At 67.0% G+C, this 26,752-nt stretch carries 22 protein-coding genes; 8 read left to right on the top strand and 14 right to left on the bottom strand.

From position 1 onward, the window contains the following. Window positions 1–90: 90 nt before the first annotated feature. A complete protein-coding gene (feoB, locus tag HF885_RS02505; protein WP_235927260.1) occupies window positions 91–2,529 on the bottom strand; it encodes a ferrous iron transport protein B in 2,439 nt (812 codons plus the stop codon). A gap of 262 nt (window positions 2,530–2,791) precedes the next feature. On the opposite strand from feoB, the gene HF885_RS02500 reads away from it, so the two are divergent. After that, window positions 2,792–3,739 (top strand): L-lactate dehydrogenase, encoded by a 948-nt coding sequence (locus tag HF885_RS02500; protein WP_170103396.1) that lies wholly within the window; start codon window positions 2,792–2,794, stop codon window positions 3,737–3,739. Window positions 3,740–4,284: 545 nt separating this feature from the next. After that, complete coding sequence (locus HF885_RS02495) at window positions 4,285–5,727, top strand: L,D-transpeptidase (protein WP_170103395.1); 1,443 nt, start codon at window positions 4,285–4,287, stop codon at window positions 5,725–5,727. Window positions 5,728–5,791: 64 nt separating this feature from the next. Here the strand turns inward: HF885_RS02495 and HF885_RS02490 are convergent, their stop codons facing one another. From HF885_RS02490 to HF885_RS02465, 6 genes are all read right to left on the bottom strand, one after another. Further along, on the bottom strand, window positions 5,792–6,217 hold the full coding sequence (locus HF885_RS02490; RefSeq protein ID WP_170103394.1) for an amino acid-binding protein: 426 nt from the start codon (window positions 6,215–6,217) through the stop codon (window positions 5,792–5,794). Further along, entirely contained in the window at window positions 6,214–7,524 is a 1,311-nt protein-coding gene (locus HF885_RS02485; RefSeq protein WP_170103393.1) for a phenylacetate--CoA ligase family protein, read from the bottom strand. Before HF885_RS02485 ends, HF885_RS02490 begins: the two co-directional genes overlap by 4 nt. A 213-nt stretch (window positions 7,525–7,737) precedes the next feature. Then, window positions 7,738–8,733, bottom strand: coding sequence for an inorganic phosphate transporter (locus tag HF885_RS02480; protein ID WP_170103392.1), 996 nt, complete (start codon window positions 8,731–8,733; stop codon window positions 7,738–7,740). After that, window positions 8,726–9,349: a DUF47 domain-containing protein gene (locus HF885_RS02475; RefSeq protein WP_170103391.1), complete on the bottom strand. Its 624-nt coding sequence runs from the start codon at window positions 9,347–9,349 to the stop codon at window positions 8,726–8,728. The genes HF885_RS02480 and HF885_RS02475 overlap by 8 nt, the downstream gene beginning before the upstream one ends. Before the next feature lie 203 nt (window positions 9,350–9,552). After that, complete coding sequence (locus HF885_RS02470) at window positions 9,553–10,551, bottom strand: CPBP family intramembrane glutamic endopeptidase (protein ID WP_170103390.1); 999 nt, start codon at window positions 10,549–10,551, stop codon at window positions 9,553–9,555. A 1-nt stretch (window position 10,552) separates the two neighbouring features. Then, entirely contained in the window at window positions 10,553–10,972 is a 420-nt protein-coding gene (locus HF885_RS02465) for a hypothetical protein (RefSeq protein WP_170103389.1), read from the bottom strand. A 278-nt stretch (window positions 10,973–11,250) separates the two neighbouring features. On the opposite strand from HF885_RS02465, the gene HF885_RS02460 reads away from it, so the two are divergent. The 3 genes from HF885_RS02460 to HF885_RS02450 all read left to right on the top strand — a co-directional run bounded on the left by HF885_RS02460 (window position 11,251) and on the right by HF885_RS02450 (window position 15,985). Further along, entirely contained in the window at window positions 11,251–12,330 is a 1,080-nt protein-coding gene (locus tag HF885_RS02460) for a 6-phosphofructokinase (protein ID WP_170103388.1), read from the top strand. A 220-nt stretch (window positions 12,331–12,550) separates the two neighbouring features. Beyond that, complete coding sequence (locus HF885_RS02455; protein ID WP_170103387.1) at window positions 12,551–14,854, top strand: N-acetylmuramoyl-L-alanine amidase; 2,304 nt, start codon at window positions 12,551–12,553, stop codon at window positions 14,852–14,854. A 306-nt stretch (window positions 14,855–15,160) separates the two neighbouring features. Then, on the top strand, window positions 15,161–15,985 hold the full coding sequence (locus tag HF885_RS02450; RefSeq protein ID WP_170103386.1) for a class II glutamine amidotransferase: 825 nt from the start codon (window positions 15,161–15,163) through the stop codon (window positions 15,983–15,985). Between the two features lie 179 nt (window positions 15,986–16,164). Here the strand turns inward: HF885_RS02450 and HF885_RS02445 are convergent, their stop codons facing one another. Continuing rightward, window positions 16,165–16,443, bottom strand: a complete 279-nt coding sequence (locus HF885_RS02445) for an HPr family phosphocarrier protein (protein ID WP_090844290.1) — start codon at window positions 16,441–16,443, stop codon at window positions 16,165–16,167. A gap of 246 nt (window positions 16,444–16,689) precedes the next feature. On the opposite strand from HF885_RS02445, the gene HF885_RS02440 reads away from it, so the two are divergent. Continuing rightward, entirely contained in the window at window positions 16,690–18,003 is a 1,314-nt protein-coding gene (locus tag HF885_RS02440) for a hypothetical protein (protein ID WP_170103385.1), read from the top strand. A gap of 135 nt (window positions 18,004–18,138) precedes the next feature. On the opposite strand, the gene queA is transcribed toward HF885_RS02440, so the two are convergent. Further along, window positions 18,139–19,302: a tRNA preQ1(34) S-adenosylmethionine ribosyltransferase-isomerase QueA gene (gene queA / locus HF885_RS02435; RefSeq protein WP_170103384.1), complete on the bottom strand. Its 1,164-nt coding sequence runs from the start codon at window positions 19,300–19,302 to the stop codon at window positions 18,139–18,141. Between the two features lie 160 nt (window positions 19,303–19,462). Further along, window positions 19,463–20,134, bottom strand: a complete 672-nt coding sequence (locus HF885_RS02430) for an epoxyqueuosine reductase QueH (protein ID WP_170103383.1) — start codon at window positions 20,132–20,134, stop codon at window positions 19,463–19,465. 66 nt (window positions 20,135–20,200) lie between these two features. Between HF885_RS02430 and HF885_RS02425 the strand changes: the two genes are divergently transcribed. Next, window positions 20,201–20,728 carry a YbhB/YbcL family Raf kinase inhibitor-like protein gene (locus HF885_RS02425; RefSeq protein WP_170103382.1) on the top strand — a complete coding sequence of 176 codons (528 nt, stop codon included), beginning with the start codon at window positions 20,201–20,203 and terminating at the stop codon, window positions 20,726–20,728. Window positions 20,729–20,844: 116 nt separating this feature from the next. On the opposite strand, the gene HF885_RS02420 is transcribed toward HF885_RS02425, so the two are convergent. The 4 genes from HF885_RS02420 to HF885_RS02405 all read right to left on the bottom strand — a co-directional run bounded on the left by HF885_RS02420 (window position 20,845) and on the right by HF885_RS02405 (window position 24,329). Further along, the gene (locus tag HF885_RS02420; RefSeq protein ID WP_170103381.1) at window positions 20,845–21,852 is read right to left on the bottom strand and encodes an SPFH domain-containing protein; all 1,008 of its coding nucleotides are present in this window, start codon (window positions 21,850–21,852) and stop codon (window positions 20,845–20,847) included. Between the two features lie 139 nt (window positions 21,853–21,991). Next, the gene (locus HF885_RS02415) at window positions 21,992–22,816 is read right to left on the bottom strand and encodes a histidinol-phosphatase HisJ family protein (RefSeq protein WP_170103380.1); all 825 of its coding nucleotides are present in this window, start codon (window positions 22,814–22,816) and stop codon (window positions 21,992–21,994) included. Window positions 22,817–22,986: 170 nt separating this feature from the next. Then, window positions 22,987–23,538: a DUF3267 domain-containing protein gene (locus HF885_RS02410; RefSeq protein ID WP_170103379.1), complete on the bottom strand. Its 552-nt coding sequence runs from the start codon at window positions 23,536–23,538 to the stop codon at window positions 22,987–22,989. After that, complete coding sequence (locus HF885_RS02405) at window positions 23,529–24,329, bottom strand: YwaF family protein (protein ID WP_170103378.1); 801 nt, start codon at window positions 24,327–24,329, stop codon at window positions 23,529–23,531. Before HF885_RS02405 ends, HF885_RS02410 begins: the two co-directional genes overlap by 10 nt. Before the next feature lie 210 nt (window positions 24,330–24,539). On the opposite strand from HF885_RS02405, the gene HF885_RS02400 reads away from it, so the two are divergent. Beyond that, on the top strand, window positions 24,540–26,597 hold the full coding sequence (locus tag HF885_RS02400) for a class I tRNA ligase family protein (protein ID WP_170103377.1): 2,058 nt from the start codon (window positions 24,540–24,542) through the stop codon (window positions 26,595–26,597). Window positions 26,598–26,752: the final 155 nt, after the last annotated feature.

Raw genomic sequence — 26,752 nt, 5'->3', positions numbered from 1 at the left:
CCTCCAAGAGTATGAATTTCTGACTTTCCGACATTCTATCCTATGGGAAACCGGGATGCTCCTTCACCTCTGGCGAACGGCAGTCTACCCCTACGCGAAGCCCAGCAGGGCGCCGACCACGTGCACCAGAAGCGCCACGAGGTAGGCGATGCCGCACTGGAACACCACGATGCCCAGCGCCCAGCGGCCGCCAAGCTCGTGCCTGATGGCCGCGATCGCCGCGACGCACGGGGTGTACAGCAGGCAGAACACCAAAAGCGACACGACGGAGAGCGGCGTGAGCGTGGCGAGCAGCTGCGCCGTGGAGCCAAACAGGACGGAAAGCGTCGCGACCACGATCTCCTTTGCCATGAAGCCCGCGATGAGCGCCGTGGTGATGCGCCAGTCGCCAAAGCCCAGGGGCGAGAAGACCGGGGAGATCCAGGCCGCGATGGCCGCCAGGATCGAATCGCGCGCGTCCTTGGCGACCGCGAGGGTCGGCGTGAAGTACTGCAGGAACCACACGACGACGGCGGCCGCGAACACCACGGTGAATGCCCGGTGCAGGAAGTCCTTGGTCTTCTCCCACATGAGCATGAGCACGGACTTCGCGCTGGGAAGGCGATAGTTGGGAAGCTCCATCACAAACGGGACGGCCTCGGCGCGGTCGACGGTCTTGTGCGTGACGAGCGCCACGAGCACGCCGACGACGATGCCCGTGAGGTACAGGCAGAGCATCACGAGGCCGCCCTTGCCCGGGAAGAACGCCGCGCTGAAGTAGCCGTAGATCGTGAGCTTGGTGGTGCAGCTCATGAACGGCGTGAGCGCGATGGTGAGCTTGCGGTCGCGCTCGGACGGCAGCGTGCGGGCGGACATGACGGCGGGCACCGTGCAGCCGAAGCCCACGAGCATGGGCACGATGGAGCGGCCGGACAGGCCGATCTTGCGCAGCAGCTTGTCCATGAAGAACGCGACGCGCGCCATGTAGCCCGTGTCCTCCAGAAGCGACAGGAAGAAGAACATGGTCACGATGATCGGCGCGATGGGCAGCACCGTGCCGACAGCGTTGAAGATGCCGCCGATCACGAGGGAGTGCAGCACCGGGTTCACGCCGGCCGCCGTGAGGCCCGCGTCCGCCGCGGCCGTGAGCGCGTCGACGCCCGCCGCGACGAGGTTCTGCAGCGCGAGCCCGATGACGTTGAACGTGAGGAAGAACACGGCGCCCATGATGAGCACGAACATGGGGATGGCCGTGTACTTGCCGGTCAGGACGCGGTCGATCCTGCGGCTGCGCTCCTGCTCGCGCGAGGCATGCGGCTTCACGACCGCGGCGGACACGATCTTCTCGATGAACGAGAAGCGCATGTCCGCGATGGCGGCGGCGCGGTCGAGGCCGCGCTCCTCCTCCATCTGGTGCACGATGTGCTCCACGGCGTCAAGCTCGTTCTTCTCTAGCGCGAGGGCCTCCGTCACGTGGGCGTCGCCCTCCACCAGCTTCGACGCGGCGAAGCGCACGGGAATGTTCGCGCGCTTCGCGTGGTCCTCTATCAGGTGCATGATGGCGTGCAGGCAGCGGTGCACGGCGCCGCCGTGGTCGCTGGGGTCGCAGAAGTCCTGCCGGCCGGGAAGCTCCTGGTAGCGCGCCACGTGTATGGCGTGGCTCACGAGCTCGTCCACGCCCTCGCCCTTGACGGCCGATATCGGCACCACGGGGATGCCCAGCATGTCCTCCATCAGGTTCACGTCGATCGTGCCGCCGTTGCCCTGGACCTCGTCCATCATGTTGAGCGCGAGCACCATGGGCTTGTCCAGCTCCATCAGCTGCATCGTCAGGTACAGGTTGCGCTCTATGTTCGTGGCGTCCACGATGTTGATGATGGCGTTTGGCTGCTCCTCCAGTATGTACTGGCGGCTCACGAGCTCCTCCGGGCTGTACGGAGAGAGCGAGTAGATGCCCGGCAGGTCCGTCACGTCTGTGTCGGGGTGTCCCTTGATGGCGCCGCTCTTGCGGTCCACTGTGACGCCCGGGAAGTTGCCCACGTGCTGGTTCGAGCCCGTGAGCTGGTTGAACAGGGTGGTCTTGCCGCAGTTCTGGTTGCCCGCGAGCGCGAAGCGAAGCACTTCTCCCTCAGGCACCGGATGCGAGTGGTCGCTCGTGCGCACGTCCACCTTGTCGGGCAGGCCGTCCTCGCCAAGGCCCGGGTGCCCAATGCTCCTGTGGCGCCCGCGCGCGGCGCCGGCCGGCACGGGGCACGCCTCCGTCGTGACGCGAATCTTGCGCGCATCCGCAATGCGCAGCGTCAGCTGGTAGCCATGGATGCTGAACTCCATGGGATCGCCCATGGGCGCGTACTTCTCGAGCGTGATCTGCGCGCCGGGTATGACGCCCATGTCCAGGAAGTGCTGGCGGAGCGCACCCTCCCCTCCCACGACGGATATGGTGACGGTCTGGCCGATCTCCACGGACGCGAGCGTGCCCTCCTCGCGCAGGGCCTCGCCGTCCGCGCGCGTTGTCGAAGATCTGCCATCTGACATGTCGATGCCTGACATGATTTGCCTTTCGATAGTTAACTTAGTCTTACAAATCATACAACATTCGTCCATGCCCGCGTGAGGCGCGCAGATGATGCGCGGGCATTGATGCGGGAGGCGGCGCAGTCTGGAAGATCGACACCCACAATCGAGCGTGTCAAGTACTATCGTGCGAGGTAACAGGCTCAATCCGCCAACGGCAAATTTGAAGTCCTCGCCCATAGCTCCTCCATCGAACTTCACAATAGAAACAAAATGCAACCTTAAGAGGGGTGGAGCCATGACGCAGCTAGCACGCAAGGTCGTAATCATCGGAGCCGGTAACGTGGGCAGCCACGTCGCCATGAACCTCATGGTCAGCCAGTACGCGGACGAGATCGTGTTCCTGGACATCAACGAGGACGCTGCAAACGCACAGGTGGAAGACCTGAAGGACATGCTCACAGCCACCAGGCGCCACGTGCACATCCGCGTGGGCACCTACGACGACTGCGCGGACGCGAGCTTCATCGTGATGACAGCCGGCCGCAGCCGTCGACCCGGCGAGACGCGCCTCCAGATGCTCGCGAGCACGTTCTCGATCCTGGGCAGCATCGTCGACCCCATCGCGAAGTCCGGTTTCTCCGGCTTCCTCATCTGCGTGTCCAACCCCGCGGACGTCGTGGCAGAGTACTTCTATCGCAAGCTCGACCTCCCGCGCTCGAGGGTGTTCAGCACCGGGACGTCGCTCGACACCGTCCGCCTCAGGCGCCACATCGCGAGCATCGTGGACGTGGACCGCGACCAGGTCGAGGCGTTCTGCATGGGCGAGCACGGCGACTCCTCGTTCATCCCACGCACGCACGTCTCCATCGGCGGCATCGGCATCGAGGAGTACCTGCGCAGCCACCCGCAGCTCGCAGACAAGCTCGACTACGCCACGCTCACGGACACCGTCCACACCTCTGGCGGGCGCATCGTCGCCGGCAAGGGCTCCACGGAGTTCGGCATCGGTTCCGTCGTCGCCGTGCTCATCGCATCCATCCTCCACAACGAGCGCCTCGTGACGCCGCTCTCCGTCCACCTCGAGGGCGAGTACGGCGAGAAGGACGTTTCGGTGGGAGTGCCATGCATCCTCGGACGCAACGGCATCCAGGAGATCCTCCCGCTCGAACTCTCGCAGGACGAGAGGGACGCCATGCACTCATCCTGCAACGTCATCCGCGAGGCGTTCGCGAGCATCGAGTAGCTCCGGCCCGCACGCGGCGCGCGGCGCCGGCCGCAGCGCCCCGCGCCACCCGCAGCGCCAAGCCAATCGCACCACCTTCTGACAGATGTCACACCTGTCAGAAGGTGGTGCCTTTTGATGCGTACGAGTCCCTCACTTTCTGACAGAAGCCGAACCTGTCAGATAGTGGTGCCTCTTGGCTGAAAAAAGCCTCCCTAACACGTGCAATTCGCCTCACTACCCGACAGAAGTCACACCTGTCAGGTAGTGGTGGACTTTTTCGCGAAAAAACCACTTCGGCATGCGCAAACCATCCCACTACCTGACAGAAGGCGAACCTGTCAGAAAGTGAGGCCTTTTCCCGCGCACTAACCCCTCACTAATTGACAGAAATCACACCTGTCAGGTAGTGAGGTGCCTCGTCACGCGCGCGCTGCACGTCCTCCCCCCGCCGCGCGCGCAAAACCCTCCCATCGTCTAGAATTCTTCCAGCTATCTGCACGGCGCCGCCCGCCGACCGGCGGCCGCACCCATCCCCATCGCACCCATGCACGCGAGGAGTCGCCTTGGCCCAGCCCACGTCCGCAAAGCACGCACGCAAGACCGATTCCGCAGCCGGCGCAACGGCCGCCAAGCCAGCCAAGAGCCGCAGGAAGGCGATCCCCCTCCTTGCCCTCGGCATCGCGACTGCCCTCGTCGCGGGCCAGGTCGCGGGCACAAGCTACTATGGCTCGCACTTCGTCCCCGGTACCACCGTGAACGGCGCGGACGTGTCCAACATGACGGAGGCCGAGCTCGCTCGCCAGGTCGCGACGAGCGCCGCCTCCTGGAAGACGACCGTCGCCGGCCAGGGCCTCACCTTCGCCATCGGCGCCACTGACATCGACCTGGACGTCAGCCCCGCAGACTACGCCCGCGACGCGAAGGCCCAGACCGACGCCGCCTCGTGGGCGCTCGACCTCACGCACCCCAGGCACATCACGGTGTCCAAGACCGTCGCCTACAACAGGAAGAAGCTCGACGCCCTGGTCGACGCCGCCGTCCAGGCTCACAACCAGAGCGCCACGCCGCCCAAGAACGCCTGGTGCACCCTGAACCAGAAGACGTCCACGTTCGAGGTCACGCAGGAGGCGCTCGGCACGGCGCTCGACGCCAACGTCGTCAAGGCGCAGGTCGAGAAGGACGTCGCGCGCCTCCACACCAAGGTCTCCCTCAAACGCGACGCGCTCCTCCGCCCGCAGCTCACGAGCAAGGACGCCGGCCTTCTGAAGGCCGTGGACACGGCGAACGCGTACGCCGGCCATGCCATCACGCTCACGAAGGAAGGAAAGCCCCTCGCGAAGCTCGACAAGAAGACGGTCGCCACCTGGGTGCGCGTGGGCGACGACCTTTCCGTGGGCCTCGACCGTGACGCCATCGCCCAGTGGGCGCGCGACTCCCTCGCGAAGAAGGTCGCGAAGTCCGACGAGGAGCACGACTACGCCATCGACGCCGCCTCGCTCGCGGCGTCCGTCGCCAACGCCGCGCAGGGCGAGAAGGACGGCTCCCTCGAGGTTCCGCTCGCCGTCACCGCCACCCGTCCCGCGCAGACGCCCGGCCACGAGGGCCGCGGCCGCCACATAGACCTGAACCTCTCCACCCAGTACGCGCGCTTCTACGACGAGGACGGCTCGGTCATCTGGCGCTCGTACTTCGTGAGCGGCAACACGTCCGAGGGGCGGGCCACCCCCACGGGAACGTTCAAGGTCAACGCGAAGCGCACGAACGAGACGCTCGTCGGCACGGACGAGGACGGCGACGGCGAGCCCGACTACAAGAGCCACGTCGCGTACTGGATGCCGTTCGTCGGCAACGCAGTGGGCCTGCACGATGCCAGCTGGCGCTCCGCCTTCGGCGGATCAATCTACTCCTATGCGGGAAGCCACGGCTGCGTGAACCTCCCCCCGAGGGCGGCGCGCGAGCTCTACGGCCTCGTCAAGGTAGGCGACACCGTCTACGTCCACTCGTAGCCGCCCGTGCGCGCCGCACGCAGCGGGGCGAGCCCCGTCGCACCCGGCGAGGCCCGCCCCGTCCCTACAGCTCGGCCTGCGTCAGCACCCTGAAGCCGGCCTCCTCCAGCTTGAACACGGCCTTCGACGCCTCCGCCGGCACGCGGATCTTCAGGATGTCCACGGCGCGGTCGCCGGACGTGCTGAAGCAGTAGCCGTACTCCACGGGGATGTCCAGGTCGTCCAGCACGCCCAGCAGCTCCGCCAGGCCGCCGGGCCTGTTGGGCACCTCGATGGCGGCCACCTTCGTGACCATGGCGCGATAGCCCTTCTCGTCCAGATAGTCGCGGGCGCGCAGCGCGTCGTCGCACACGATGCGCACGACGCCGTACTCCGGCGTGTCGGCTATGGTGAGGGCCTTCATGTCGATGCCCGCCGCAGCGATGTCGCGGCAGAGCTTCGCGAGCCTGCCCTCGGAGTTCTCCAGGAAGACGGTGAGCTGGTCGATCATTTCAGGTTCTCCTCCCTCAGGTCCACGATGCGCTTCGCCTTGCCCTCGGAGCGCGATATCGACATGGGCTCCACAAGGCGCACGCGGATGCCAACGGACAGCGCCGTCTTGAGCGCGCCCTGGATCTGGCGCTGCAGCTCCTCGATGGCGCCGGTCGAGTCGATGTCAAAGTCCGGGTTCGCCTCGACCTTCAGGGTCGCGACGTCCAGGTAGTTCTTCGTGGTGAGCTCGATCTGGTACCAAGAGGATACCTGCTCGAACGTCTTCATCACGTTCTCTATCTGGCTGGGGAACACGTTTACGCCGCGAATGATGAGCATGTCGTCCGTGCGGCCCTGCAGGCGGTCGATGCGGCGGTGCGTGCAGCCGCACGGGCACTCGCCCGGCAGGATCCGCGTGATGTCGCGCGTGCGGTAGCGCACGACGGGGCTCGCCTCGCGGTCGAGCGTCGTCACCACGAGCTCCCCCCACTCGCCGTCAGGCAGCACCTCGCCGGTCGCGGGGTCGATGACCTCGCAATAGAAGTGGTCCTCCGCGATGTGGAGGCCGTCCTGCTCAAGGCACTCAACGGCAAGGCCGGGGCCACCGGTCTCCGTCAGGCCGTAGATGTCCAGCACCTTGTAGTCCAGCTTGCGCTCGAGCTCGTGACGGAAGTTGTCGCTGAACGCCTCCGCGCCGTGGATGCCCACCTTCAGGCTGAACTCCTTGGAAGGGTCGATCCCCATGGCAAGCGCCGTGTCCGCGATGTGCATAGCGTAGCTGGGCGTGCACTCCAGCACCGTGGTGCCCATCTCGCGCAGCACGCGGATCTGGCGCTCCGTGTTGCCGGCGCTAATGGGGATGACGGTCGCACCGGAGCGAAGCGACCCGTAGTGCGCGCCCAGGCCGCCCGTGAACAGGCCGTAGCCGTAGCAGATCTGGCACACGTCGTCCGCCCCCACCCCTGCAAAGCGGAACGCGCGAGAAAAGCATTCGGCCCACGCCCTGAGGTCCGCCTCGGTGTACGCCGCCACCGTGGCGACGCCCGTCGTGCCGGACGACATGTGGATCTCCTTCACGTCGCCCCTCGGCACGCCCACCATGTCGTACGGGTAGTTGTCGCGAAGGTCCTGCTTCGTCACGAACGGCGCGCGCCTGAGGTCGTCCAGGTCGCGGATGGCATACGGGTCGAACCCCGCCTCGTCGAAGCTCCTGTGATAGAAGGGAATGTCCTCGTAGCAGTGGATCGCGGTCTTGCGGATGCCCTCCACCTGGGCCGACGCGATCCGATCGCGCGACATCGTGAGGACGTCTTCCTGTGTGCTCATGAACAACCCCTTGCGGCGCTTCGCGCCATCGATGCCAAGCCAACAGGAACATAGTATCTGCAACCGGTTTCCATGCCGTTACCAATGCCCGGACGCACAAATCACCCCGCGGGCGGCAGGCGCGCGGGGCGAGAAGGTCGTTCGTCTTTGGTTGTGCGGGCGGGCGGGACGCGCGTCCTTCTCGCTGGCGTCACGCCATGGCAGGACCGCGCGCTACGCGAGGACGAGGCCGATCACGTACGCGCAGCAGCCGCCGAGGAGGATCGTCACGGGCAACGTCACGAACCACGCGCCGATGATCTTGCGGGCGACGCCCCAGCGTACGGAGCTGCGACGGCGGGCGGAGCCGGCGCCCATGATGGACGTGGTGATGACCTGCGTCGTGGAGACGGGCGCGCCGAGCGCGGTCATGGTCTCGATCGCGATGGCGGAGGACGTCTCGGCCACGAAGCCGATGACGGGGTTCAGCTTCGTCACGCCGTCGCCCACGGTGCGCATGATGCGGCCGCCGCCGATGGAGGTGCCAAGGGCCATGGTGCACGCGCACATTATCTTGACCCACACGGGGATGCCGGCCGCGGGGTCCGCGAGCCCGGCCGTCACGAGCGCCAGGGTGATGATGCCCATGGTCTTCTGCGCGTCGTTGTTGCCGTGGCTGTACGCCATGAACGCCGCGGAGAGGATCTGCATCCTGTGGAACAGCCAGTTGGCCTTCATGGGGTGCCAGTTGGCGAACAGCTCGAACACGAGCTTCATGATCACGTAGCCCAAGGCCATGCCGATGAGCGGGGACGTGAACAGCGGGATGACGACCTTGTCGAGCACGCCCTCCCACTTGACGTGGCGCACGGAGTGCGTGAACACGATCGTCGCGCCGATGAGGCTGCCGATGAGCGCGTGCGAGGACGAGCTGGGGATGGAGCGCCACCACGTGAAGAGGTCCCACAGGATGGCGCCCAGAAGCGCCGCGAGGATCACGTAGAGCTCGAGCTTGATGTCCACGATGCCCGCCGCGATGGTCATGGCGACCTTCTCGCTCATGAACGCGCCGATGAAGTTCATGGTCGCGGACATGAGGATGGCGACGCGCAGGGGAAGCGCCTTGGTGTACACCGTCGTCGCGATGGCGTTCGCGGTGTCGTGGAAGCCGTTGATGAACTCGAAGACCAAGGCGGCCCCGAGCACGCAGACGAGAAGGGCGCTAACCATTTTTCACGATGACATTCTGAATCTCGTTGGCCACGTTCTTGCAGGCGTCCAGCGTGTTCTCCATCTTGTCCAGCAGACTCTTCCACTTGAGGATGTCCACGGTGTGGAGGTCGGAGCGGAAGATGGCCGCGAGCCCGTCACGGTAGACGACGTCTCCCCTGTCCTCGGCGTCGTTGGCGGCCTTCGTCTCCTCCAGGAGGGACTCATCCTTCTTGAAGTCCGGGAACTTCGCGAACGCGTGGTCGAGGTCGAGCGTCGCCTCGAGGATGAGCTTCGCCATCTCGATCGCCTCGGGGCGCATCTCGTCGATGTCGTAGAGCTTGAAGCGGGCGGAGACGTTCTCGAGCCCGTCGACGATGTCGTCCATCTTGAGCGCGAGCGCGCTGATGTCCTCGCGGTCGAACGGGGTGATGAACGAGGAGTTCAGGGTGGTGATGATCTTGCTGACCATCTCGTCTCCCCTGGTCTCGAACTCCTTGATCTCAGGGATGCGGTACGAGAGCTTGTCGTAGTTCTCGACGATCTCCAGGAAGAGCTCGGAGGCCTCGGAGGTCATCTTGCTGAACTCCTGGAACATGAGGAAGAACGCGTCTTCCTTGCGACTTACACGGCTCATGCTGTCAGTAGCCTTTCACGACGCCACGCGGCAGCGCTACGAGTACTCGCACCAACGGGCGAAACCAGATTGCAAGCTGCATGTTAGCAGAACGTAATGAAATATAACTGCCACTGACCTAAAAATGCAGCACAGGCATGCTGTGCGTGAGACTTGCGGCTGCCTTGCGCGCGGTGCGCGCAAGGTCCTAAGGCGGGGGCGCCTCAGCGCTCCGGCGCATCGACCGGCTCCGCACCCTGTTCCTGAGCTGCGGTTTCCCTCATGCGTGCACGGTCGTGCGGCATCCCCGCGGGCTGCACCGGAAACTCCCCGGCACCCGGCGGCAAGCACGGGCCCTCGCGCTTCTCGCCCAGCGCGTCCATCACGAAACCGCCATGATGCGGCTGCGGGAGCGCCCTGGTGCGGCGGACGGCGCGCCACAGCGACGGAAGGTACAGCACACAGAGGACCGCGTACAGCACGATGGAGCTCATGGCCTCCTCGCGGCCGGACGAGACGTAGTTGGTGCTGAGGCTCTCCCCGAAGAGCGCGTACGGTATGACCATGATCGAGAAATCGTCCAGCGCGTGGAACAGGATGGCGCCCGTAAGGTTGTCGTCCTCCACGACGGCGGCGGAGAGCACGGCGCCGTAGATGCCGGTCTGCGCCACCTTGAGCGCGGCCTGGGCAAGCTCGAGCGGGCTTGCGTAGTCGAGCCCCACCCAGTCGATGTGCAGCGCCCCGAAGTAGACGGACGAGACGGCGATGCACGCCCACAGCGCGCCGCGGCTGCGCCCGAAGCGCGACAGCAGGCCGCCAAGCAGCACGCCGCGCACGTAGCATTCCTCGAAGACGCCTATGCACAGGCAGAACGCCACGTAGTACGCCACGTTCTGCGCCCAATGGGGCGAGAGGTGCGCGGCGTTGGACGCGTAGCCCGCCACCTGCGTGCCGGTGAGCGCGAGGCTGATGGCGAGGATGGGCCACGCGAGGCGCCAGACGCTCCTGAAGGACGCGCGCGAAGGGACGAGCATGCGCCGGCCGCCCAGAAGGCAGACGGCCACGGCCATGTACAGGGCGGACGTGACCTCGAGCGAGAGGTTCTCGTCGAGACGCAGCCACGATATGGGCTGGTAGACGAGCCACTGGAACACGGGCGCAAACGCGACGACCAGGATGGCCGCCATGAGCCTGCCGCGCCGGCGCCCGCCGCGGGCCGCCACGCTACGCCCTCCCGGCCGAGCCGAGCTCGGCGAGCATGGCCGCAACCCGCGCGCGGGCGCGCCTCACGTCCGCGCGGGCGTCCTCGATGCGGGACTGCACGAAGAGGTCCGTTATGGAGTTGTCGAACACGATGTCGAACAGCTCGAGCATGTCGCTTCGCCTGAGGTCGACGCCCGTGACGCCGGAGCAGTCGCGCAGCTCGCGGGCGAACGCCTCAAGGTCGCGCTGGGCGCGCCCCACCGCCTCGGAGGCGCCGTCCAGGCGCGAGCGCTTCACGAGGCTCGTGAGGAGGCCCCCGCCCAGGATGTCGAGCAGGCCCCAGTTACGCGCGCCGTCAAGCTGCTCCGCCGCCTCGTCCAAGCTCTGGAGGGCGCGCGTGCCTGCGGCGCGGGCCCGCTCTAGTCTTGCGTCCGATGTCATGGTGCACCTCCGAATGCGGGGCGGCGGCGGGGCGGCGCTTCTCGCCCGGGCGTCCCGCAGATAACTGTCAGATAACTGTCTAGGTGAAGCCTACCCGTAATGCGGCACAAAGACGCGCGCAAGGACGCCGTTTGTTTGTGAACGAGTGCACAATCTGGTGCGCGCCGTGGCCTCGACGTGCCAAAATCTAGGGTGGTCGGGGCTGTGGGCACCCTTTGCGCGGCACCGCCGACAAATGGTAGTTGGGAGCGCCTCCCAACGAGGCTAAGGGGGAATCCATGCTGAGGATCGGACTGCTTACGAGCGGCGGCGACTGCCAGGCGCTGAACGCGACCATGCGCGCCATAGTGAAGACGGTGTATAACAACACGAAGGAGGGTGTGGAGGTCTACGGCTTCGAGGACGGCTACCAGGGCCTCATCTACGGTCGCTACCGCAAGATGGACTGGAGCGACTTCAGCGGCATCCTTACGATGGGCGGAACGATCCTGGGAACGAGCCGAACTCCGTTCAAGCGCATCGACACGCCCGAGGCCGACGGGGTCCAGAAGGTCCCCGCGATGAAGAAGAACTACAAGGCCCTCAAGCTTGACTGCCTGTTCGTGCTGGGCGGCAACGGCTCCACAAAGACGGCGAACCGCCTGCGCGAGGAGGGGCTGAACGTTATCTGCCTGCCGAAGACGATTGACAACGACACGTTTGGCACGGACATCACGTTTGGCTTCACGAGCGCCATCGACGTGGCGACGCGCTGCATCGACGACATCCACACGACGGCGAGCTCGCACGGTCGCGTGTTCGTGATCGAGATCATGGGCCACAAGGTGGGCTGGATCCCCCTGTACGCCGGCGTCGCGGGCGGCGCGGACGTGATCCTCATCCCCGAGATCCCCTACAAGATGGACAACGTGGTCGATGCGATCGAGAGGCGTGAGAAGAACGGCGGCCGGTTCTCGATCATCGTGTGCGCGGAGGGGGCCATCTCGCAGGAGGAGGCCGCCATGCGCAAGAAGGACTACAAGGCGAAGGTCGCAAAGCGCGTGAAGCCGTCCGTCGCGTACGACATCGCGGAGGAGGTCGCGGGCCGCACCGGCAAGGAGGTGCGCGTGGCCGTACCCGGACACACCCAGCGCGGCGGCCAGCCGGACGCCCAGGACCGCATACTCGCGACGCAGTGCGGCGTCGAGGCGGCACGCGGCTTCCTCGAGGGGAAGTTTGGCTACATGATCGCCAAGGTGGGAGGCAAAATGTGCCGCGTGCCGCTCGAGGACGTGGCGGGCAAGCTGAAGTACGTCGACCCGAAGAGCGACCTCGTGCGCGAGGCGCGCATGCTTGGCATCAGCTTCGGCGACGAGTAACGAGGATCCCGGCGCTCCCCGCGCCGGACACGCAACCCCCAGGACCCCTTGCGCATTGCCTTGTCCGGGCACGCAAGGGGTCCCTCATGTGGCTGCGCAGCACGTTGCGGCCAAAATTTGTTGTGCAACAAATTGGACGATGCGCGACTCACAATTGGGATAGCTGTAAACGGGCCCTGCACCGAGGGCATATGCAACTATCACAAGGAAGTGACTCCCTTTGCACTTAGCATCCGGAAGGTCAGCCAAAATCGCGGTCGTCATCGGCCTCGCGCTCGTGGGAACGCCCGTCGCGGCGTATGCGACCGAGCCCGCGGCGACGCAGCCGCCATCAACCACCGCCGCCGTCACGACATCGGGGCAGGCGGAGGCCGAGCAATCGAGCGCGCAGGCGGAGGCCGCGTTCGGCGGCGAGTCGCAGGAAGCGGCGTCCACGGACGCGGCCGTCGGCGCGGACGTAACCGAACAGGGCAGCGCGGACGCGACGACGGACCCCTCCCCCACCGGCGACGCAACATCGTGCGACGCCTCGCAGTCGGAGTCGTCGCCCAGCGTCTCGGCGGACGTCGACGTGTACGGCAAGGGCAGCCAGACCGCGTCTGACGGCCAGGTGGCGGGAAGCGCCGGATCTGGCGAGAAGATCGACTCCCTCACGCTTCACGTCACCTCCCCCGACGGGACGTCCTATTCCGACTCGGACGTGGAGTACCGCGCACACGTGGAGGGTACCGGCTGGGACGCACGATGGACCTCCGGCGGCAACGCGGTGGGCACCGCAGGCTCCGGCAAGCGCATCGAGGCGCTCCAGGTCAGGCTTCGCGAGGGGTCGGACCTCGCGAGGGACTGGCAGCTGTGGGCGCGCGCGTACGTGCAGGACCACGGATGGCTCGCATGGACGAGCACCGGCCTGGTGGGTTCCACGGGCCAGGGACTGCGCCTCGAGGCACTTGAGCTGCGTCTGCTGCGAATTGGCGCCCCAGACCCCACCGATGCCTCCTACGGCGACTTCGCCTCCACCGACAGCGAGTCGTTCATTGACGGCACGCAGACGCGCGTCCAGGCGCACGTGCAGGACATCGGCTGGCAGGGTTGGGTGACCGACGGCAAGACGGCCGGCACCACCGGAAGGAGCAAGCGCATCGAGGCCATCCGCGTGAAGGTCGCTAACGCCTACGCCGACGGGGATGTCGAGGTCAGGGCCCACGTGCAGGACATCGGCTGGCAGGGCTGGGCCACGAGCGCGGGCTATGCCGGGACCACGGGCAGAGGCAAGCGCATCGAGGCCGTCGAGGTCCGCCTTACGGGAGAGCTCGCGCGTCTGTACGACGTGTGGTACCGGGCGCACGTGCAGACCATTGGCTGGATGGCCTGGACGAAGGACGGGGCCTCCGCAGGAACGACGGGTGCGAGCGGGCGCATGGAGGCCATCCAGGTGCTGCTGGTGCACAAGGGGGAATCCGCACCAAGCGCGGACGGCCAGGCAACGGAGATATCGTTCTTCTCGACGCCCGACGTGATCTACACGGCGCATTCGAAGGACGTGGGCTGGCAGGGTGCCAGAAAGGACGGCGCGACGGCGGGCACCACGGGACAGTCACGGCGCCTGGAGGCGATGACCATCAAGCTGACGGGCAGAGAGGACGCGCTTTCCGGCGGCATCAGCTACCGCTCGCACGTGCAGGGCACCGGCTGGCAGGACTGGGTGTCCGACGGCTCGGTTGCCGGCACCACGGGACAGTCCAAGAGGCTCGAGGCGTTCCAGGTAAGGCTGACGGGCGCGATCTCGAAGTTCTTCGACGTCATGTACCAGGCGCACGTGCAGAACGTGGGCTGGCAGTCATGGGTATCGAACGGCCAGGTGGCGGGTACCGTGGGACGCGCGCTCGCAGCCGAGGCCTTCAAGGTGAAGCTCGTCCTGAAGGGCGCGTCGTCCGTAGTTGCGTCCGGCCTTGACTACTGCTGGCTGAAGTCCTCCCAGTACTGGTCCGGCACCGTGAAGGTGCTCCTGATGAACAAGCACTACAGCAAGGGGCGCTTCGACGCGAGCCACGGCGGCCAGCACGTCATCAGGCAGATCGTCATACACCACAACGAGGGCAACCTGACGACGGAGGGCTGCTGGAACACCTGGCAGACCCGCGAGGCATCGGCGCACTACCAGGTGGAGTCCAGCGGCACGGTCGGTCAGCTGGTCTATGACAGCGACACCGCCTGGCAGGCGGGCAACTGGGTAAAGAACCTCGACAGCATCGGCATCGAGCACGCGGACGCCCCCGGCTCCACGCCCGCCCACCGCTACCTGACCGAGGCGGCCATCAACGCCGGCTCGAAGCTGGTGGCGCTGCTGTGCCTGCAGTACAACCTCGGCATCCCGCAGTGGGGCGTCAACGTGATCGGCCACAACGAGGTCACGAGCACCGACTGCCCCGCGTCCTTGGGCAAGGGTGGGTCGCAGCACAACGAGTACCTCTCTAAGGCGCGGTCCTGGTACGAGAAGATCCACGCCGCCATGTTTGGCAAATAGCGTCCGTCAGGCCGTCGCCAGCTGGGCGGCGGCCTTCTTTCTGCTGCGTGGCCGCGCGAAATCGAGGCCGCGTGCAGGCGAAGGCAAGTTGAGGACTTTGTAAACCGTCGCGCACAGCGGGCCCACATTGGGTAACATAGCCGCCAGAGCTCGGCGGGCAGACGCCCGCGAAGGCCCCGTTGGAAGGAGAGGGACATGACATGTACGTGCTGTAGCCGCGCCAGCCGCCGCGACGCCGCATGTCGCGACGACGTCCTTCTCGCCCGGCGCGCCTAGCGCGCAACTTCCAACGTAAGGAGCACAAGCATGTGCGAACTGTTTGCCCTCAACGCGGAGGGTCCCATCAACACCAACGCCTACCTGCGCGAGTTCTTCTCGCACAGCGTGAACCACCCCCACGGCTGGGGCATATCCTGGCGCGACGGCGACCCGTTCGACGACGCGTCCGTCACCCTCGTGCGCGAGGGCAGGCGCGCCATAGACTCGGACCTCAACTGGAAGATCCTGGGCTCCCCCATCGAGAAGAGCCACGTCCTCGCCCACATACGCTATGCCACGGGCACCGACATGGCCGAGCGCAACTGCCACCCGTTCAGGACGGTCGACATGACCGGTCGCCAGTGGACGCTCATCCACAACGGCATCCTGTTCAACGAGGGGCTGACCTTCCCCTACGAGGACCGCACCGAGGGTGAGACCGACAGCGAGCGCATGGCGGCGTTCCTGACGGACGTGATGGACGAGGCGTACCTGCGTGGCGCGAAGCCCACGTTCGACGTGCGCTTTGGGGCGCTCACCGGCGCCGTGACGCAGCTGGCGAACCGCAACCGCGTGAACATCATCCTGGACGACGGCGAGTACACCTACGTGCATACGAACACGTCGAAGTGCACGCTGTTCTATCGCTCGTTCACGGACGAGAAGGGCGGGCAGGCCATAGTCGTGAGCACGACGTGCCTTGGGGGCTCCGCCGAGGCGCGGGAGTGGAAGCCCGTGCCTGCGAACCGCCTGATCGCGCTTCGCGACGGGCGCCTGGTGAGGACGTCCGCGCCGCACGGATACCGCTTCTGCGAGACGATCCTGGAGCTGCAGCGCAAGATGGGCGTGCGCCCGGAGGACTACGTGGCGTAAGGCCACGCGGCCAGCCACGGGGCGACGGGGGCGCGTCCTTCTCGCCGCGCGTCCGCCTTGCCGGCACCGGTAAGGTCGACATAGCGAACGTCGGCATAGCGAACGGGGCCTGGTCCGGAGGAATCCGAACCAGGCCCCGCGCACATGCGGAAGGTGCGTGATCTTGGGCAGCGCAGACGTTACTCGAAGAGGTTGGCGTCGCCGTCCTTGATGCCGAGGAGGGCACCGAGCGCCTCGTTCTCGTCCGCGCCGTCGCAGGTGATCTCGACCTTGGTGCCGGTGCCGAGGCCGGCGGCGAGGATCATCATGATGGACTTGGCGTTGACGGGAGCGGAGCCCTTGTCAAGGTCCTTGATGGTGACGGCGCACTGGTACTGCTTCGCGACCTGCACGAACTGGGAAGCGGGGCGAGCGTGGAGACCGGTGGGGCTGACGATGGAAACTTGCTTGGAAACCATAACGCACTCCTTTAGATTAAACAGGGGAAGGGCAAGGCGCCCTGTCCAATTGATGCCTTGCTTGATGATTATAGTAACAAAGAAAACATGTGGGATGGTCATTGGATGCCAAAATGTGTCGGTATGCGCATGCAAGCCTCCCATTGCACGGGTTAGACCTAGAATTTAGCCCTAGAATATTCTGAATCGCCACCACAGACCGGCGCGTCGCGAGGGAGCGCGCCGGCCCACCCAAGGAGAGACCCCATGGCAAAGCCGCACGACCACACCGACACGCAGTCCGCAGAGGGCGGGGCCCCGAAGGACGAGGGGCTCGAGTATCCCGGCGCGGTGCCCGTGGCGGCAGACGAGCTTGACGTGATAACCGGCAAGGACCTGGACAGGCAGCGCGCGAAGTCGCGCAAAGGGAAGGGTGCCGGCGCGACGGACGCGGACTCGGAGAACCCCCTCAAGGGCGGCTTTGGCGCCATCAGGCAGGTGCGCGCCGCGGCGAAGCGCCGCGCGGAGGCCCACGACAAGGTGAAGTCGCTCAAGGCTGAGCTCGAGGAGAGCCAGAAGGTCCTGGACCACCGCACGAAGATCGAGGCGGACTACGAGAAGATCGTGGCCACCCAGAACGACGCGCTCATGGTGCAGGGTCAGGCGTCCGCACGTGCCCAGGCCGTGATGGACCAGCAGTCGGCCGAGAAGGCCGAGCTCGAGGGGCGGCTCGCCCAGATGAAGACCGAGCACGAGGAGCAGCTGAGGCCGTACCGCGAGCTGATGGAGTCCACGAAGGGGCGCGCGGACGACGCCGCGAAGACGCTCGCCGACGCGAAGCGCCAGGCGAAGGCGGCGGACCAGCAGCTGGGAGAGGCGACGAAGCGGCGCGAGCAGAGCGTGGCCTCGGCAAACCGCTCCGTCGACAACTCGCAGGAGCGCCTACGCAAGGCGGAGGGCGAGCTCGACGCGCTGAAGGCGGACTCGAACGCCTCCCCCGCCGTGGTGCAGAAGAAGCAGAGCGACATCGTGGCCGAGCGCGCGCACCTGGACGCGGCGCGCGCGGACCTCGACCGCGTCACGAACGAGTGCAAGCAGCTGGTAGACGGCGCGCAGGCCAACCTTGCCGCGCAGAGGCGCGCGCTCGAGAGTGCGGAGACGGCGGCCGACGCCGCGAAGCGCGAGGCGGACGAGCACCGCGAGGAGTACGAGCGCCTGTACAACGCCGCCCTCGCGGGCGAGAAGGAGCTTTCCGACGAGATCGCGAAGCGCGACCGCGCCATCACGACCGCCGGCAAGGAGCGGCAGGACGCGGACGCGCGCCAGGCCGAGGCGAAGAAGCTGCTGGACGAGGCGACGGAGATACACGCGACGCCCGAGGTGAGCGCGGAGCTCGCGCGCACGATCGCCCAGGGTCGCAAGGAGCTCGAGGAGCGCATGAAGTCCGCCCAGAAGCTCGCCCACGAGGAGAAGCACCTGCGCGAGGCAACGAGGAAGCAGCGCTTCCTGTTCATAGGGGCCATCGTGCTGGCAGTGGTCCTCGTGGCGCTTGTGGCGACGTTCGTGATGCGGACGCTCTAGGCAGGCGCGCGGCCCGCCCGGGGCCGGCATGTTTGCGCAAGGATACGAGCCGCGGCTCCCCATCCTAGGTGACGGGGAGCCGCGGCTCTTTGCGTGGCCCGGCGAGTTCGAGGCGCCGGGGTCGCGACGACGGCGCTACACCATGAGCATGGCGTCGCCGAAGCTGAAGAAGCGGTACTTCTCGGCGATTGCCGCCTGATAGGCGGCCATGATCTGCTCGCGCGTGGCGAACGCGGAGACGAGCATCATGAGGGTCGAGCGCGGCACGTGGAAGTTCGTGACCATGGCGTCGACCACGTGGTAGGTGGAGCCTGGCATGAGGTAGAGGTTCGTGGTGGCGTCGCGGCGCTCGACGATGTCTCCCTTGCCGAGGGTCTTCGCGGAGTCCGGCGCGTCCTCGAAGCGGCGCGCGACGCACGGGGGCTCCCATGCGGGCGCTTCCGCGTCGAACGCGCTCTCGAGCGAGCGGACGGACGTGGTGCCGATGGCGATGACGCGATGGCCCGCGGCCTTCGTGGCGTGCACGGCGTCCACGACGTCCTGGCTCACGTGGTAGCGCTCCGTGTGCATGACGTGCTTCGTGGGGTCGTCCTCCTCCACCAGGCGGAACGTGTCGATCCCGACCTCGAGCTCCACGGTCTTCCACTGCACGCCCATGCCCTCGATCCTGCGGATGAGCTCCGGCGTGAAGTGCAGGCCGGCCGTGGGGGCCGCCGCGGAGTGCTCCTCGTGCATGGCGTAGACCGTCTGGTACTTCTCCGGGTCGCCGTCGTACTGCGTGATGTAGGGAGGCAGGGGCACGTGGCCGGCCTTGTGGATGGCCTCGTCCAGCGTGAGGCCCTCGGCCGGCTCGAAGCGCACCAGACGGCCGCCGCGGCTTTCGTCCACGTAGTCCACGACCTCGCCCGTGAGGACGACGGGCCAGCTCATGGGCGCGTGGATGCCGCCCTCGCGGTACTCGATTACGGCGCCCTGCTTCAGGCGCTTGCCGGGCTTCACCAGGCACTCCCACACGTGGCCCATCACGTCCAGGTCCTCGCGGCGCTTCAGCAGGAGCGTCTCGCTCACGCCGCCCGTGCCGCGCTTGTGCCCCATCAGGCGCGCCGGCATGACGCGCGTCTTGTTCGCGACGACGAGGTCGCCCGGCTCCAGGTAGTCCACGATGTCGTAGAAGTGCCCGTGCTCGACGGACCCGTCGTCGCGGTGCAGCACGAGCAGCCTGCACGAGTCGCGCGGCTCCGCCGGCTCCTGCGCGATGAGCTCCTCGGGAAGGTCGTAGTCAAAGTCGTCTGTGCGCATGCGTAACCCCGCATCCCTCGCGCGCGGCCTTCGGGGTCGCGCGCATCGCGTGTTCCAACAGCCGCCCATGATAGCGCGACGGACGGCCAGCCCGCGCGGCGCGCACGAACGTTCAGCACAAAAAGCGGAGAAGGGCGGGCGCCCGCGGCGGCACCACGCCCTAGCCGGGCAGGTACTCCGGGCGGGGAGGCAGCTCGCGGCCCTCGCGCCGGGCCGCCTTCGCGGCCTTGCGCCAGTCGCGTGCCTCGTGGCGCTCGAGGGCGGCCTCCGCCGCCGAGAAGCGGCAGCCGCAGTAGTTCTGCCGGTACATGCCGAGCGCGCGGGAGTCTTCCACGGACTCCGGGTAGTGCGGGCGGAAGTCGCGCCACACGGGCGTGAGGCCATGCGCGGCCGCAAGCGACACGAGCTCGTCGTGGCAGGCGTCGAACAGCTGGTACGGCGAGACGGCAAGCGTCGTCGACACGAAGCGGAAACCCCGCTCGCGCGCCACGCGGCAGCTTTCCGCCAGCCTCACGGCATAGCACGCCCTGCACCTGCGCTCGCGGTCGAGGCCCTTGGGGGCAACGCCCCTCTCCCACGCGTCGCGGTCGTCCGCCGCGACGATCACGTCCACGCGCGCGACGTCGCGCGCCCACGCCACGAGCACCGCAAGGCGCCGGTCGTGCTCGCGGATGGGCTGGATGTTGGGGTTCGTCCAGCATATGGTGGGCTCGAAGCCCTCTCGCCTGAGGTACTTGACGGGCTCGAGCGAGCACGGACCGCAGCATGCGTGCAGAAGGAGCGGCGTGCGCGCGGACGCCGCGCCCGATGCCGCCTGAGAGTGTCCGTCCATCCGCATGCCCCCCGAACTCGCCCGACGCTAGTAAGATGAGAGCATACGCCAACGACGGGAGGTAGCATGGACATCAAGGTTGTGCTCGACAAGAACGGCATGGTTCCGGACCGCTACGCGAAGCACGCGGACGCCGCGCACCTGCACGCGCAGAAGCCGGCGACGTCGTTTCCCTTCGAGGTGGAGGGCATACCGCAGGGCGCGCGCTCGCTTGCGCTCGCGTTCACGGACTACGACTCCATCCCCGTGTGCGGGTTCACGTGGATCCACTGGGTCGCGGCGGGGATCGACGCCTCGCTCGCGCGCGACGGGCGGCTCGCCTTCCCGGAGGACGCGTCGAACCTGGGGTCGTTTGGCATGGTGCAGGGCAAGAACTCGTCCGCGAGCAGGCTCGTGGGAAGCTCCGACCCGCTGCTGACCTGCCGCTACAACGGCCCGCAGCCGCCCGACCGGGACCACGTGTACACGCTCCGGGTATTCGCGCTGGACGTCATGCCAGACCTTCGCGAGGGCTTCTGGGCAAACGAGCTCGTGCATGCCATGCGCGGGCACGTGATCGATTGGGCCGAGGCGAACCTGCCCGCACGGGCGTAGCGCACGGGTAAGGCGCACGCACGGAAGCGTCCGGGCGAGAAGGGCGGCCCTTCTCGCCCGGCTTTTTTAATGTGCGCTGCGACGGCGTGCGCCGCCTGCCGACGTTGGCGCCGACCCTACCTGCGGGACTTTGCGGAGCCGGCGTGGCCGCCCTTGTCGGCGTCGCCCCAGCCCTCCGAGCCGCTCCTGCGGTACGGGTCGACCGGCGCCTGCGGCGCACCCGTGGGACGCGGTGCGTTCTGCGCGGCCACGACCTGGTCGAACATGCTCGACGTCTGGCCGAAGTCGCTTGGCAGCACCACGGTGGAGGGCCCCTTCGCGGCGTACTGGTTCATCATGTCGATCCACTGGGTGAACTCGAACAGGCGGTTGGCCTCGCCCTCGTTCATCTCGGCGCCCTTGATGGTGTCGATGGACTCCTTGATGCCGCGGGCGATGGCGATGCGCTGGTCCGCGATGCCCTTGCCCTCGGCCGCCATGGCCTCCGCCTTTGCCTGCGCCGCGATGACCGTCTTCGCGCGGGCCGCCTCGGCGTCGTTCTTTGCGGACTCGAGGTTGTTCTTGGACGCGATGATGTGGTTCATGGACTCCTGGACCTCGCCGGGGAGCTTAATCCTGGTGATGAGCGTGGTCACGAGCACGTAGCCGTAGTCACGCATCTTGGCGGCGACGACCTCGTCGATCGCGTGGGCGATGGCGTCCTTCTCGCTGAAGACCTCGTCGAGCGTGCGCGCGGGGATCTGCGAGCGCAGGGCGTCCGCGAGGTAGTCCTGCATCTGGCCGACCGGGTCCTGCAGGGTGTAGAAGCTCTTGTACACGCCGGACTCCTGGCGGGCGTCCATGTCGTGCGAGTCGACGTGGTACTGGATGGAGACGTCGAGCTCTATCGTGACGTTGTCGCTGGTCTTGGCGTCGAACGTCATGTGCTCGTCCTCGGTCATGAGGCTGACGTCATGCGTGACGTCGATGAACGGCGCCTTGACGTGGAAGCCGGGACCCGCGAATCCGTGGAAGCGTCCCAGACGCTCGATGATGGCCACGTGCTGCTGCCTGACGACGTACCCCGTGGAGAGCACGATGGCCACGACGATGACCACCAGAACGGCGGTGCTGATGAAACCCATGTCGGTTCCTTTCACTCGTGCCGGCGACCACCGCCGACAGGTGAGTGAGGAATACCCCAAACGCGAATTTTATATACAACTTCGAGGGCACGCTGCGAGCACGCCGCGCGGCTTTTCTCGCCCGCGCGAAAGGCAGCCGCTAGTAAAGGCCGTCGAGCGCGACCTGACGCACCTCGACCTTGCCCTGGGCGTCGTGGGCAAGGTAGTTGACGTGCGTGAACCCGCAGTCCATGGCCGTCCGGACCGCGACGTCGAAGCCGCCGTCGAGGAGCTCCTTCTGGTGCGCGTCCGCGTTGATGAAGATCTGGCCGCCAAAGTCGTGGAGCGCACGCAGCAGCTCGCGGCGCGGGTAGAGCTCTGCCTTTCGGCCGCGGTTGACGGCGCCGCAGTTAATCTCGAACGGGACGCCCTCCCCCACCAGGTACTCCATGGCCTCGAGCGCGGGCTTCGTGTAGCGGGGGTCGGACTCATCCAGGAAGTGCGCCTCGTCGTTGAAGCGCGTCACCAGGTCGAAGTGGCCGACCCACGTGCACCGAAGGCGGTCGTACACCCTGGCCTCAAGCTCGTAGTACGCGCGGGCGAGGGCATAGTAGTCGTCGGCGAAGAACTCGTGGCACAGGCGGCGCATGCTCTGCACGCTGGCGTCGACGGAGAGGGGGACCTCGGAGTCGACGTCCAGGAAGTGCGTGGAGCCGATGACGTACTCCGCGCCCAGGCAGCACGCGGGGTCGTAGACGTTGTCGAGCTCGACGCCGAGCAGGATGTCGATGCGGTCCGCATACGCGGACTGGAGGCGCCGGATTTCCGCCACGTAGGCGGGCCAGTCCATGTGGATGTCAGGGTCCATGTGACCGGAGAAGCCCAGGTGCTCGAAGCCCTTGGCGATGGCCTCGAGCACGACGTCCTCCGGCGTGTCCGACCCGTCGCACATCACGGTATGGGTGTGGTAGTTGCACCTGAGCATGGAGCCTCCCTGCGGGTTGTCTGGGCCGAGCGCCCGCGTGGAGCCATGGCGCCGCGTGGGCTTGTGGCCATGCTAGCAAAGTCTGCCCATGGGAGAAGTGCGGCGGCCTTGCGCGTAACGTGGTGCGAACACTGGCAAGTGGAAGCCGGCTACCACCCCTTTGGGAGCCGCTACTCCTCCGTGAGCAGGTCGATCCCCACGGGAGAGTCCCGCACGAACGACGCCGCCGGCGTGACCCTGATGATGTGCACCATGCCGAGGTCGCCGGTGCACCCCGCCAGGTGGAACGCGCCTCCCAGGAGCGCGAACAGAGGGGCGTGCCACACGCATCCCGCCAGCGCGAACAGCGCCGTGACCACGACGGAAGGCGCCAGCAGCACCGCCATGAATCGGCCGCGTGGGAGAACCGCGCCGTTTGCCGAGGTATAGAGCATGAAGTCCTTGAAGCCAAAGCTCACGCGCACGTCGCCCGCGCCCAGAAGCACGAAGGCCGCGGCATGAACCAGCTCGTGCACGGGAAGTGCGACGAGGGACGCCGCCGCCAGACCCAGCACCCAGCCCAGGCTCACGGGCTCCAGAACGCGCCGGCCTGACGCAAGCGACACGAGCCACAGCACGAGGGCGACACCTGCGCCCGCGGCCAGGATCGCCCAAGACGCACGGACCATGGAGCGCTGCATGCCCGCGTCCTCCAGCACGTTGACCGTGCCGATCACGCGCATGGGCGAGCGCCCCCATGGTGCGGCAGGGCCGTTCCCGTGCGATGGGCGCCCCTCTCGCGGTGGCCAGACGGGGCCGCCGACCACGAGCTTGCCCACAAATTGAGCGCGAGCGCCGCGACGAAGAAGCACAGCGCGTACGGAAGCAGGTACAGGGGGTCGCCCAGGGCGTCGTACCACCACTCGATCGGCGTGCCGTACGCCGGGCCGCTCACGAAGCCGTAGTTCGAGCCCAAAAGAGCGTTGAACCACCTGAAGAACAGCACGTAGGCCGCCACGAACGCCAGGCTCACTCGCATGTCCCGAAGGCGAAAGCGGCCGCGACCCTCGCGCACGGCGCACCACGAGACGGCAAATATGAGCGCGTGCTCCATGAACCCGCAGGCCACCGGCCACGTGTAGGGCGGGCACGCCAGCCAGCCGGGAAAGAGCATCGCCGCCATGCCGCCCATGAGGCCCAGCGTCAGCAGCAGCTCGCGGCAGGCGTGGCTTGGCCTTATGGAGTACGCCAGGCACAGGTACTCGGCAAAGTTGCAGAAGTGCAGCGGCCACCATGCCTTCGTGAAGGTGTGCGAGAAGATCATGAGCGCGTCCTCGCTGGCCAGAAGCGACAGCATCACCACCGATGCCGCAAGGAGCACGAGCCTTGGCCGGCGCGCACGCGCGTGCGCGCGCTCCACCAGGGCGACGACCCCGGCGCACGCGGCGAGCCACACCAGGTGCGCTGGCCCAAACAGCGAGAACCCGCCAGAGCGCAGCAGAAGCGGCTGTGCCGTGAACACGCCGTACGTCATGGCTGGCCTCCCTCCCGACGGACGCCCCTCCCCAAGGCGGCCGCCCTTCTCGCCCATGCGCCGCGGGCGCGACGCGCGCCCTGCTCACTAGCATACCCACCCGCGCCGCCACGAGACCTGCGCTGCCGCGAGCCTTGTGCGATAATCGAGCAGTTACGAGTGCCGTCGCACGCGGGCGGCAACAACGCGATAGGACAGAGGTTCAACCCCATGGCAACAGAGCTCGACAGCGCGACCCAGGCCGCGCGCCCAACCTTCCCCAAGCGTGCCATCATCACGGGCGGCATGCCATACGGAAACAAGAACCTGCACTTTGGCCACATCGGCGGCGTGTTCGTTCCCGCCGACTTCTTCGCGCGCTTCCTGCGCGACCGCATCGGCGCCCAGAACGTCGTCTTCGTCAGCGGCACGGACTGCTTTGGCTCCCCCATCATGGAGGGCTACCGCAAGAAGGTCGAGGGCGAGGGCTACACGGGCACGATCGAGGACTACGTGCGCCACAACCACGACCTGCAGAAAGAGGCGCTCGACGCCTACCAGATCTCGCTCGACATCTTCGCGGGGTCCGGCCTCGAGCCCGCGAAGCCCTTCCACGCGGCGCTGTCCGACAAGCTGATCCGCCGCCTGCACGAGAGGGGCGTCCTCGTCAAGCGCACCACACGCCAGTTCTATGACGTGAAGGCCCAGACGTTCCTCAACGGCCGCCAGGTGCAGGGCCACTGCCCCGTGCGTGGCTGCAAGAGCGAGAAGGCGTACGCGGACGAGTGCGACCTCGGCCACCAGTTTGACCCCGAGGAGCTCATCAACCCCGTGAGCCAGCTCACCGGCACCACGCCCGAGCTGCGTCCCGTGGACAACTGGTACTTCGACCTGCCCCGCTTCCACCAGGTCCTCGACGACCTCATGGACGAGTGGGACGCGGACCCGCAGGTGCGCGCCATCGTCACGAAGACGGTGCGCGAGTCCCTCGCGGACCCGGTCATCTACATCCAGAGCAAGTTCCGCGAGCAGTTCGACGCCGTGGAGTCCAAGCTTCCCAAGCACACGGTCCGCGAGGCCGAGAAGGGCCAGACGTCGTTCTCGGTGGGCTTTGCCAACTGGGAGGACCGCGACAGCGCGCGCGAGGTGCTGGAGTCGTCCGGCGTCCGCTTCCGCACGGGCAAGACGCTCCTGCCGTTCCGCATCACCGGCAACATCGAGTGGGGCGTCGCCGCGCCCGACCTCGAGGGGACGCACGACCTCACGGTGTGGTGCTGGCCGGAGAGCCTGTGGGCGCCCATCAGCTTCACGCAGACCGCGCTCGACGCGGACGCGAAGCAGGGCGGCGGCCGCTACTCCACGGACGACTGGCGCGACTGGTGGTGCTCCAAGGACGCGAAGGTGTACCAGTTCATCGGCCAGGACAACATCTACTTCTACTGCGTGGTGCAGCCCGCGCTGTGGGAGGCGCTCGACTGGGGCCTGACGCAGGACATCCCCGTCGCGAACTACCACATCCTGTTCATGAACAAGAAGGCGTCCAGCTCGGGCGCGATCAAGCCGCCGATGGCCGCGGAGCTCCTGGACTACTACACCCCGGAGCAGCTGCGCGCCCACTGGCTGAGCCTTGGCCTCGACCAGAAGGCCGTGTCCTTCTCGCCAAAGCCGTTTGACACGTCCGTCAGCCACAAGGACAAGAAGACCGGCGAGGAGGTCCTGGTAAAGGACGACCCGCGCGTCGTGGACCCCGCCCTCAAGGAGAGCGCCTTCCTCACGAACATCTTCAACCGCCTCGCGCGCAGCTGCTTCTATGGCGCGGCAAACGTGTGCGACTCGCACCTGCCCTCCGTCGCCCCGCACGCCGAGGTGGTCGAGGACTGCGTCAAGGCGACCCTCGAGTTCGAGAAGTGCGCGCACGCCTTCGACGCGCACGGTGCGCTCGCCGTGGCGGAGGACTTCTGCCGCGCCGCGAACAGGCGCTGGGGCGACGCCTCCAAGGCCGCGAACGGCGACGACGCCGCGTACGAGCAGGCGCTGGCCGACGCGTTCGCGGAGCTGCGCTGCGTGACGCTGCTGATGCACCCGGCCGTGCCCGCGGGCTGCGAGCAGATCTGCGACCACATGGGCTTTGCGCACGAGCTGTTCTTCAGCTGGGAGAACGCGTTCGCGACGCCCGGCCAGCTTGCGCAGAAGCTGGGCGAGGAGCCCGGCGAGCACGCCATCGTCGCGCTGCCGCCGCGCTTCGACTTCTTCCAGAAGCATCCCTCGCAGGTGAAGAAGGGCAAGTAGCCCCTTAGGCCACCCCACAAGAGCCAGACGCATAAGGGCGCCCGCCGGACCTCGATCCGACGGGCGCTCCCCTTAAGGGAGAAGCGCCTGAGTCGCCAGGCGCCCCTCCCCCGTTTGCGGCGGGCCATGCCTTGCCGCGGCCCGCCGACCCGCTT

This window comes from Parafannyhessea umbonata (assembly GCF_012844235.1).
GTDB lineage: Bacteria > Actinomycetota > Coriobacteriia > Coriobacteriales > Atopobiaceae > Parafannyhessea.
The sequence above is the reverse complement of the archived record's forward strand: the minus strand, read 5'-3'. Positions and strand labels throughout refer to the sequence as shown.

Bases quoted from the DNA above. Each gene is read 5' to 3' on its own strand.
- HF885_RS02465 (WP_170103389.1), bottom strand. From the start codon at position 10,972: ATGACATCGGACGCAAGACTAGAGCGGGCCCGCGCCGCAGGCACGCGC.
- HF885_RS02500 (WP_170103396.1), top strand. From the start codon at position 2,792: ATGACGCAGCTAGCACGCAAGGTCGTAATCATCGGAGCCGGTAACGTG.
- HF885_RS02415 (WP_170103380.1), bottom strand. From the start codon at position 22,816: ATGCTCAGGTGCAACTACCACACCCATACCGTGATGTGCGACGGGTCG.
- HF885_RS02485 (WP_170103393.1), bottom strand. From the start codon at position 7,524: ATGAGCACACAGGAAGACGTCCTCACGATGTCGCGCGATCGGATCGCG.
- HF885_RS02425 (WP_170103382.1), top strand. From the start codon at position 20,201: ATGGACATCAAGGTTGTGCTCGACAAGAACGGCATGGTTCCGGACCGC.
- HF885_RS02405 (WP_170103378.1), bottom strand. From the start codon at position 24,329: ATGACGTACGGCGTGTTCACGGCACAGCCGCTTCTGCTGCGCTCTGGC.
- HF885_RS02420 (WP_170103381.1), bottom strand. From the start codon at position 21,852: ATGGGTTTCATCAGCACCGCCGTTCTGGTGGTCATCGTCGTGGCCATC.
- HF885_RS02490 (WP_170103394.1), bottom strand. From the start codon at position 6,217: ATGATCGACCAGCTCACCGTCTTCCTGGAGAACTCCGAGGGCAGGCTC.
- HF885_RS02475 (WP_170103391.1), bottom strand. From the start codon at position 9,349: ATGAGCCGTGTAAGTCGCAAGGAAGACGCGTTCTTCCTCATGTTCCAG.
- queA (WP_170103384.1), bottom strand. From the start codon at position 19,302: ATGCGCACAGACGACTTTGACTACGACCTTCCCGAGGAGCTCATCGCG.
- HF885_RS02460 (WP_170103388.1), top strand. From the start codon at position 11,251: ATGCTGAGGATCGGACTGCTTACGAGCGGCGGCGACTGCCAGGCGCTG.
- feoB (WP_235927260.1), bottom strand. From the start codon at position 2,529: ATGTCAGGCATCGACATGTCAGATGGCAGATCTTCGACAACGCGCGCG.
- HF885_RS02450 (WP_170103386.1), top strand. From the start codon at position 15,161: ATGTGCGAACTGTTTGCCCTCAACGCGGAGGGTCCCATCAACACCAAC.
- HF885_RS02400 (WP_170103377.1), top strand. From the start codon at position 24,540: ATGGCAACAGAGCTCGACAGCGCGACCCAGGCCGCGCGCCCAACCTTC.
- HF885_RS02440 (WP_170103385.1), top strand. From the start codon at position 16,690: ATGGCAAAGCCGCACGACCACACCGACACGCAGTCCGCAGAGGGCGGG.
- HF885_RS02410 (WP_170103379.1), bottom strand. From the start codon at position 23,538: ATGCGCGTGATCGGCACGGTCAACGTGCTGGAGGACGCGGGCATGCAG.
- HF885_RS02480 (WP_170103392.1), bottom strand. From the start codon at position 8,733: ATGGTTAGCGCCCTTCTCGTCTGCGTGCTCGGGGCCGCCTTGGTCTTC.
- HF885_RS02445 (WP_090844290.1), bottom strand. From the start codon at position 16,443: ATGGTTTCCAAGCAAGTTTCCATCGTCAGCCCCACCGGTCTCCACGCT.
- HF885_RS02430 (WP_170103383.1), bottom strand. From the start codon at position 20,134: ATGGACGGACACTCTCAGGCGGCATCGGGCGCGGCGTCCGCGCGCACG.